This is a genomic window from Methanogenium sp. MK-MG (genome assembly GCF_009914725.1).
Taxonomy (GTDB): Archaea; Halobacteriota; Methanomicrobia; order Methanomicrobiales; family Methanomicrobiaceae; genus Methanogenium.
Map to the genome: position 1 here is coordinate 1 of NZ_JAAAWJ010000076.1, position 8,785 is coordinate 8,785.

Here is an 8,785-nt window from a genome sequence, read left to right on the forward strand (position 1 = left end):
CGCATGAGATTGCAAATGTCGCGGGCACAGCAGGGCTGAGGTATATGCTGCGTCAGCGTTCAGAAGTTCCGCTGGATATCAGGCTGATGCTTCCGTCCTGTGTGCCGGCCACACCGCTGGACAGGGGTGGGGCTGTTCTCTCCTGCCATGATCTCGCAGCCTTTGTCGGTGAAAAGGGTGTTTCCGGCATCGGTGAAGTGATGAACGTGCCGGGCGTGCTCGCAGAAGACGCTGACCTGCTCTGCAAAATTGGTCTCTCTGCAGTTGTGGACGGCCATGCGCCACTCCTTTCCGGGGAAAAACTATGTGCCTATATATCAGCAGGCATCCAGAGTGACCATGAATGCACAGGTGCTGCGGAGGCTGCAGAAAAACTCCGGCGCGGGATGTATATTATGCTGCGTGAGGGGTCAACGGAGAAGAACCTTGCTGCACTGGCTGCGGTGGTGACACCTGTGACTGCACCCCGGTGTTGTTTTGCAACCGATGACCGGCATGCTGATATGCTGGCAGCAGACGGCCATATCGATGACTGTATCCGCAGGGCCGTTGCCGCAGACATTGAACCGGAGACTGCCTACCGGATGGCCACTCTCTCTGCTGCAGAACGCTTCGGCCTGAACGACCGTGGTGCTCTTTCACCGGGCAGGCGGGCCGATTTCTGTGTGCTGGACGATGCCGGGCCCTGCACGGTAACGGACACCTATATTCTGGGTGTCCGGTGGACTGACTCCGGATACCGGCGTCCGGATGTCCTGCATGTGCCCTTCTCGTGTGCTCCACTGACAGAGGAGTCCATTGCCATTCACGGGTCCGGGACGGCCCGTGTGGTGGGTCTGGTGCCGGGCCAGATTCTGACACGTGCACTATCCGTTGAGGTTGACGGGGCGGCTCTTCCCGACCCGTCGCGTGATCTCCTGAAGTTGGTCGTCTGTGACCGCTACCGCAGTGGTGGTTGTGGCGTTGGTATTGTGAAAGGGTTTGGCATCCGTGATGGTGCCATGGCAGCGAGTGTGGCCCACGATTCCCACAATCTCATTGCCGTCGGGAGTGACGATGCCTCCATCATCCGTGCTGCAGATATGGTCATTGCAGCCGACGGCGGCATGGCGGCAGTCTCAGGTAACAGATCTGCCTTTCTGCCGCTGGAATGCGGCGGCCTGATGTCGTCCCTCCCGTATGATGAGGTGGCAGCGTCTCTCCGGTCACTTGAGGCATGCATCCGCACAACCGGATGTATTGAAAATCCGTTTATGTATCTCTCTTTCTGCGCACTCACGGTCATTCCTGAAATCCGGGTGACGGAACGGGGTGTCTTTGATGTGGGCGCCTTTGCCGATGTGCCGCTCTTCTCTTCCCGCACCGAATAATTTTAGAATATACCAAAGGTGTCGGGGGGAATGATCCCCGCCACCATCATGAGCAGTATCAGCACCGGCTGGTGGATGATGTATATCAGAAGTGAGTGCCGGCCGGCCGCTGCCAGGAGGTCGGTTACAGGAGGGCAGGGCTGCGTAATCCGGCGCAGCGGACGCCCCTTTGGGTAGAGGTATGCTCCCGTCCCAAGCCCCAGGAGCACCAGGCCAAACCAGGGTATGAGCGGTTCATAGTCGACAGAATAAAATCCTGCAGGGTGGATGCCCAGCCACGCCAGCCAGATGGGGCCCCCTGTCCCTGTCATCACAAGGCCCAGTGCAAGGACGATCACTCCGGCGATGAGGTTCTTTCTCTGCAGAGAGAAGAAGAGCGGTGCCAGACAGATGGAGAGGCCGATGAGGTGCAGGATGCCGAAGAGAATGTATCCCCCGCCGATCACATACCAGGTGACAACGGTGATGCCGCAGCCGAGGGCGAGAATGAACAGACCTCTCATGAGGTACTTGCGCACGAGGGCTCGCCCCTCCACTCCTCTTTGCATGGCGCGTTCCCTGCTGATATGCAGGGAGAGCCCGACAAGAAATACAAAGGTGCAGGCACATGTCAGCGCAAACGCCCGCCAGAACCCACTGGTAACGGCAATGTCTGCCACACCGAAGTATACCAGGTCATAGATCATATGGTAGGTGACCATCATCATGATGGCAATGCCGCGGGCCGTATCAATCTCCCAGAATCTCGCCCTGTGTCTCTCCTGCATCTCTTCTGCCTGCTCCATTCGTCTTCATTATCATACGGGGGTGCAATACGCATTAGTGTGATGACTCAGGGCGATGAGCATATAATTGAGGCCGCAGGCCGTGCACGTGTCGTTGTCAGGGACGGGCATGTGGTCTCGGTCGGCCCGGCCTGTATTGACTCCTGCCCGCTTGCGGCACGGTTCAGTGAGCCGGTGATAAATTTTAGCGAAGAGGAGATTCGGCGCAATATTGAGGGGCGCATTGCTGCATTCGGCATGTGCACTCCCGGACGTGTTGTGGTGTCTGATGAGGATTATGTGCTCTTTGGGGCATCTGAACTGCTCTCATCTGCTCTTAAATGTGGCATCATTGACGCAGCGGTGATCGCCTGCGACGGGGCAGGGACGGTTATTGCGACTTCTCCCCGTCTTATACAGGGCATCGGGGGAAAGATGTCAGGGCTGGTATCGACAACACCGATTCCTGCGGTGATTGACCGGATTCGTGAACACGGCGGCATTGTGGTCTCCCCCCGTGATGCTGCACTCAATGCAGAAGACGGGGTCTGCATGGCTCTGGAAAAAGGATTTCATGCACCGGCTGTCACAACCGCCTCTGCAGATGAGGCTGCCTCACTGCGCAGGACGTGCCCCGCTGCCTTCATTGTGGCGGTGCACACCACCGGCACGACAGCTGAAGGTGCAGATAAATTCGCCGCATCCTGTGACCTGATATTCCCGTGTGCGTCCCGTGCCCTGTATGAGGTCGCCGGAAAACGGGCCCTTTTGCAGGGTGGCAAAGCAGTCCCGGTGTTTGCCATGACCGCAGCCGGAAAAGAGGTGGTGCTTGCAAAGATCGCGTCTGCAGAAACACCTGTGGTGATTGCCGGGCGTGCACTGCCCTATTCAGAAGGAAAGGGTCCGTCCCCTCTCCTGTGATTATTTTTCCAGGTGCATTATGTCCTGCAGATCACCGAAGGACTCCAGGGTGTAGTCCGGTGTGATCTTGGGATAGGGAATCCCAATCCAGTCGCCGTATTTCGCATAGGCGGTTGTCATGCCCAAAAGATTGCCGGGTTCAATCTCCCGCTTCGGGCTGTCACCCACAATCCATGCCTCACGGACATTGCACTTCAGAATGGCTGCTGCCGCATGAAATATATCAGGCTTTGGTTTTCTGACTCCTGACCGGTCAGGAGTCATTACACCTTCAAAGTAGTTTCTGACCCCGGTTGCGGCAAGACGTTTTTCCGCCTGACTGCTCTGTGCATCGGTGACAATTGCCATGGATACTCCGGCATCTGCAAGCAGCCTGAGGGTATCTGCCACTCCCGGATAGAGGGTTAATGATTGTACCTTCACCTCTTCGTAGACCGCGCATGCATCTTCATACAGGCGGGTTTCAAAGATGCTGCGGTCTTCAAGGAAATCACGTATATTATTGTGGTCTTCAAACCCGTGAGTACCCCGCAGGAAATACCGGAAGAGCTCCGTGCCCTCTCCGCTGCCCGCGAGATCTACTACCGCCTCGCATGACTGTTTTTTGGCAAAATAGAAGTCATAGAGAGTATTGTCCATATCAAAGAGAACGTATTCCGGTATTGTTTCAGTCACTGTATCAGCCATGTTCAAAAGACCTGTTGTCAGTGTATAGTGGTTTGCGGAGTGCAGATAACAGGTTTGGTATTGCGGTAATAAATGGAAAAAGGATTGCCGGCCTTTTGCCCCTTTTCGTATACGATGAAATCCGGGTGATTTTATGTCCGCAACCGGGTGTCGTCTGCCACGGGATAGACAGGTACGATATGTCTGCTGAATTAGATTCAGGGATGCATATATATGTACAGACTTTCAATTGCTCTTATAACCTGTTACGCCTGACCCCCCGGTGCTGCTATATATGCAAAACAATTCAGCAGAGAATGAGATCCCCCCACCATTCCAAACGGGACATATTGATACGGATATTCATGATTACTATGAATTTATTCGTCATTCTGAAATCCCGGTTCTTTTTATAGGTGAAACCGGGCATGTGATCTTTGCAAACAAGGCATTTCACAGCAGGTACCAGTATCCTGAGGATTTTATATCTGCATCACCTGCTATCGGTGAGATCATTTGTCCCTGTGACCCGCAGGAAGATGGATCTGATGCGTCAGGCGGCATTTATGATGCATTCAGGCCCGGGACATTTATCCGCGCCTCTGTTACAGACTCCCGGGGGACTGCTGTCCCTTCGCTGGTCTCTGTTTCAGACATCCCGGGTTCTCCCCTTCTTGCCGCAACCATTTATCCCGGTTCCCATGTCTCTCCGTCACCGGCGGATCTGCATGAGGTGGTTCCCCCTGCAGGTGATGACCTGGGTATTCCGTTCGAAATATTTGATGCCTACCCTCATGCAGTCATTGTCCTTTCCGATACAGCGTGTCGGTATTATAATACGGCAGCGCGCAAACTGCTGGGAAAAAATGCGTTTCTGAAGAGCGGCCTCCCTAAAATCCGTCTTGTAGACAACGATTTTTCAGAACTGGTGAATACCCTGAAATGTAATGCCGGTTCGTTACCCCCTGACTCCCGGATGATTGAGGATCAGCTTCGCATCAGCAGAACACGCAGTGTTGATGTGGAGATTCTGCTGGTTCCCTTGCCGGATAATTCCCGGAATATTCTGGTGATATTCCGGGACATTACCTGCAAGAAACATGCAGAGTCAGAACTCCTGAAACGCAACAGCCAGCTTTTAATGATTAATGAGGTCATGAAGGTGGCAAACTCTGTCTATACTCTGGACGAGATGCTTGAAGAGATTCTTCAGACGGTTATCCGTGAGATGAATTTTGATCTTGGCTGGATCTACCTGCGGGATACTGATGCGAAATGGGCAACCATCGTTGCATCATCCGGTGTCCCCGAACGATTTATCGAGACGAGAATGCGGCAGAATGTTCTGGATTATCCGTTTAATCTGGTATTTTTTGCTATGCAGCAGCATTACGTGGATAATCTGCCGAATCATCCGCCCGGACCGATTGATTCAAAGGTGTTAGAAGAGATTGATGCGCTCTCATATGCAGGTATCCCGTTGATATCTGACTCTGTTGTTGTCGGTGCACTCTACATCGGCAGGCGGTCATGTGACTCCTTCTCCACATTTGAGAAGAAGACACTGGAGATGATCGGTTCTGAAATCGGGAGTACGATTCTCCGGGGTATCCTGCAGGACAGGCTGGAGGATGCATATAGTGACGCAAGTCTCTATCTGGATATTATGCTCCATGACATCAAGAATGCAAATGCTGCGGTTCTGGGGTATTCCCGGCGCCTGATGGAACATATCGGAGAGGAGGGCAGCAGGTACTCCACAAAAGTCCAGTGGCATACCCATCACATCACTGATATTCTCAACAATGTGACCACTATCAGGAGAATCACCGATGAGTCAACTGAGATGACCTCCATCAACCTTGATGCACTCATCAGTGCAGAAATTTCGCAGTATCCGGAGACCGATATCTCTTTTATGCGAACCGGATGTACGGTCTGGGCAGACAGTCTTCTCTCAGTGGTCTTCACAAATCTTATCAGAAACAGCATCAAATACGGCGGTCCGGGGGTGCATATCTGGATCAGCAGCGAGGAGACTGGCCATGAAGTGACGGTCTCGGTTGAGGATGATGGTCCGGGCCTCTCTGACGATAAGAAGATGCAGCTCTTTTCGCTCTTTCAGGAATCCACCACCGAACGGGGAGGACGTGGCCTTGGTCTGTATATCACCCGTCTTTTGATCAGGAGGTATGGGGGGAAGATCAGGCCTGGCGACCGGATGCCCGGCCGCCCTGATAAAGGGCTTTCCATCCGGTTTACGCTTCGCCTGGCAGAAGAGACTGAAGACGATGCTGAGATTCTGTACTAGCCGTTTTGTATGAGAATACCGTAATCTCCATTTCTTACCGCATCAGGTTCATTGCGATGGGTGCCCTTTTTTATATGAATCTCCTGGTTACAGAAATTATGGTCTGTTCTTCAGGGAGATCCTTCATTGGCAGCCAGCATGGCTCTTCACCGGAGAGAGGGAGAGAATGCAAATAATCCCATTCAGACTGAATCCGGAAAAAAATGATATGTGATATTACTCTCTTTTGCGCAGGATGAATCCTGTCAGGGATGCTCCGGCAAGCGCTGCCAGCCACGGGAATGGTGCAGGGGTGGTATCAGGCTCTGTGCTGCCGGAAGAACTGTTGTCGAAGTCAAGGGTGAGTGTAGTTATGCCATTTATTTCCTTATCTGCCGGGACTGACTTCCCGCGCAGTGCAAGCGGCCATATATCACCGTCAATGCTGAAGGTGTGGCCGTCTGCCTGGTTTACGACGATGTAGTCCATGCTTTTCATGATCTCACTCGAGGTGAAGGATACTGTCTTTCCGTCTGCATTCTCAAGAATGACTGTGTAGGCATCATTCTCTGCAAGTGTCATGTTGTATGCCTTGTTGTTAACAAGGTTTTCATCATGCTGGCATGCATCATCCACCCATCCGACGAGCATGTAGAGGGGCATGCCGCTCCAGACATGGCCGTCATTATCTGTATGTGTCGCAAGATGGCCATGTGCACGTTTGCCGCAGGCGAGGCCCTGTTCAAACTCCTTTTTAGAGGTGGACGAGGTGAGATATCCACTGAGGTTTAGTTCCCAGTCTGCCTGTGCACGGGGATAGATCTCCAGTTTCTCTACATTTCGGACGGCAAGCCCTGCTGCAGATGGATACTCTGTCCCTGAACACCAGTAGAACCGCCAGTATCCGGGGTCCGTGCATTCCTTCATATCCTGGTTGCCGAAGACATGGTCATCTGCGAGGAAGAAGAGGGCAGGGCCACCGGTGTATTCCGGGACAAATCCCTCTTTTTTGGTCTGCCATGCAAGAATTGCGGTGCCCTGTTTCTCTTTTGGTGTGTAGATGTTCTCGTACATCAGTTCAACGACATATCCGTCTGTGGCAGTCATCCGCAGTTCATCTCCTTCCTGCATGCCGCCCACCAGTGCACAGAGATCACGGATGGCAGTGCCCATCGGGATTTCCCACACTTTTTCAGGGTTTTTGTTTTCAGTGGGATTCCAGAGATCTGTGGTATCAAATGTCGGGCCCTGGTAATTGTAGGTGGTTTTGCCATTGCCATATATCGGGAGGTGCTCTTTCATCCACCGGCAGTCTCTGGTGGTGGCATTCAGAATTGTCCCGCCGTCTTCATCGTACCGGAGAATGGTAACTGTCACTGCCTCTTCTTTTTCACCTGAAATTGCAGCGCCGTCCAGGGTAATGTCCATGATGTTTCCGATACCCATGCCTTCCGGGACATCCTCTCCTACAAGAATGAGCGGTGCAATCTTGATGTCACCGTCCTGTTTTGGAAGCGGGCCGCCGTTTACTGAATCTGCCACACAGAACCCCGTGTCTGTCAGGTCAGATGGTGAGAATATCCGGTCATGCCAGTCTGTTGCCCGGATGATGATACTGTAGCCTTCTGTGGCACGGGTGGTATTGAAGGTCTCCGTGTCTGCGTCATCCACGCTACCGATGAGTGTCGTGAGTGGCACACCGGAGTAGACATTCCCATCCGTGTCAGTGAATGTGGTGCCGCGGTCAGCCTTCATCGCTGAAAATTCTGCTGCGGTGATGGTCTGTGTCCCGCACCCGGCGAGTGTGAGCGTCCATGGTTTTGTACTGGCCTCTGCTGTAGCGATGCCTGTCGCGCAGCAAAGGAGTAAGAGCGCCATCAATAGTGGGATGAATGATAACCTCTGGTTTCTTTGCCTGTTCCCTGTCTTCATGTTCTTTCGATCATACAGTCTGATTCTCCTTTTTAAAGGTTCATCGATCCGGAATATGTTAATTGATTGGGGTGTACTCTGGCAGTTTATGAGGGATTATCTCCATCACGGGAAGCGTAGCTCATAATAGAGTTCATGATACTGGAGACCCCAAAAAAAGAAAACCGGAAGGAGTTGGTTATTCAGACACAATCTTCTGCATTAAATCCATGATCCCTGCTTTTTTGTTCCGCTGCCTTCTCCGGGAACCGCCCATTTCCATCGGGGCTGACCCGTAGAGTTCTTCATTGAAGCGGTCATTTAATTCATCAAGGATTCGTTTGTAGGCAGGACAGTGCGGGTCGACTGCCTCCACCCTGCCGTCTGTGGGCACGATGGCATTGTAGGGGCAGCCACCGCGGCAGTATTTGATGTGTGCGCAGTCTTTGCAGTGCTCATCCACGAAGTCACTGAAGGCGTGCATCAGTTTCCATGCACGGGATTCTGCCAGGTCTGCTTTTGTCGGGCGGTCAGAGACATTGCCCATCACCCACTCCGGCATGCCCACAAACCGGTAACAGGGATAGATGCTGCCGTCCGGGCCGACTGCAAAGGTGTTTCCCATGCAGTCATTGAAGGTGCAGACGGTTCCTGTCCGCGTGAATACGCACTTGAAGAGGTCGTTGATGTTCATTATTTCTGCGGTGTTCAGGTTTTCCAGGTATTTGTCGAGGAGATAGATGAGGAGGTCTCCGTATTTCTCCGGTGCCAGCGCCCATTTCTCCGGCTCATCGCCCCGGAGGGACGGGAGTGCCGGGTGCAGTTTGAGCACAAACCCGTTCTCCATGAAGAAGTTAAAGATC

7 protein-coding genes are annotated in these 8,785 nt (G+C 53.0%); 3 read left to right on the plus strand and 4 right to left on the minus strand.

Annotation, left to right across the window (positions count from 1 at the left end):
- Positions 1 to 1,370, plus strand: a 1,370-nt coding sequence (locus tag MKMG_RS09485) for an adenine deaminase C-terminal domain-containing protein (RefSeq protein WP_165077553.1), incomplete at its 5' end; no start/stop codon positions are given.
- 2 nt (positions 1,371 to 1,372) lie between these two features.
- On the opposite strand, the gene MKMG_RS09490 is transcribed toward MKMG_RS09485, so the two are convergent.
- The gene (locus MKMG_RS09490; protein ID WP_165077555.1) at positions 1,373 to 2,155 is read right to left on the minus strand and encodes a DUF1624 domain-containing protein; all 783 of its coding nucleotides are present in this window, start codon (positions 2,153 to 2,155) and stop codon (positions 1,373 to 1,375) included.
- A gap of 42 nt (positions 2,156 to 2,197) precedes the next feature.
- Here MKMG_RS09490 and MKMG_RS09495 point away from each other — a divergent pair, with 42 nt between their 5' ends.
- Positions 2,198 to 3,055: a methanogenesis marker 8 protein gene (locus tag MKMG_RS09495; RefSeq protein WP_165077557.1), complete on the plus strand. Its 858-nt coding sequence runs from the start codon at positions 2,198 to 2,200 to the stop codon at positions 3,053 to 3,055.
- Here MKMG_RS09495 and MKMG_RS09500 read toward each other — a convergent pair whose 3' ends face one another.
- The gene (locus tag MKMG_RS09500; RefSeq protein ID WP_165077559.1) at positions 3,056 to 3,742 is read right to left on the minus strand and encodes an HAD family hydrolase; all 687 of its coding nucleotides are present in this window, start codon (positions 3,740 to 3,742) and stop codon (positions 3,056 to 3,058) included.
- Positions 3,743 to 4,016: 274 nt separating this feature from the next.
- On the opposite strand from MKMG_RS09500, the gene MKMG_RS09505 reads away from it, so the two are divergent.
- The gene (locus tag MKMG_RS09505) at positions 4,017 to 6,032 is read left to right on the plus strand and encodes a GAF domain-containing sensor histidine kinase (RefSeq protein ID WP_165077560.1); all 2,016 of its coding nucleotides are present in this window, start codon (positions 4,017 to 4,019) and stop codon (positions 6,030 to 6,032) included.
- A gap of 216 nt (positions 6,033 to 6,248) precedes the next feature.
- On the opposite strand, the gene MKMG_RS09510 is transcribed toward MKMG_RS09505, so the two are convergent.
- Both MKMG_RS09510 and MKMG_RS09515 read right to left on the minus strand, forming a co-directional pair.
- Positions 6,249 to 7,889 (minus strand): hypothetical protein, encoded by a 1,641-nt coding sequence (locus MKMG_RS09510; protein WP_165077562.1) that lies wholly within the window; start codon positions 7,887 to 7,889, stop codon positions 6,249 to 6,251.
- Positions 7,890 to 8,121: 232 nt separating this feature from the next.
- On the minus strand, positions 8,122 to 8,785 hold a 664-nt coding region (locus MKMG_RS09515), incomplete at its 5' end, for a TIGR04083 family peptide-modifying radical SAM enzyme (RefSeq protein ID WP_165077564.1).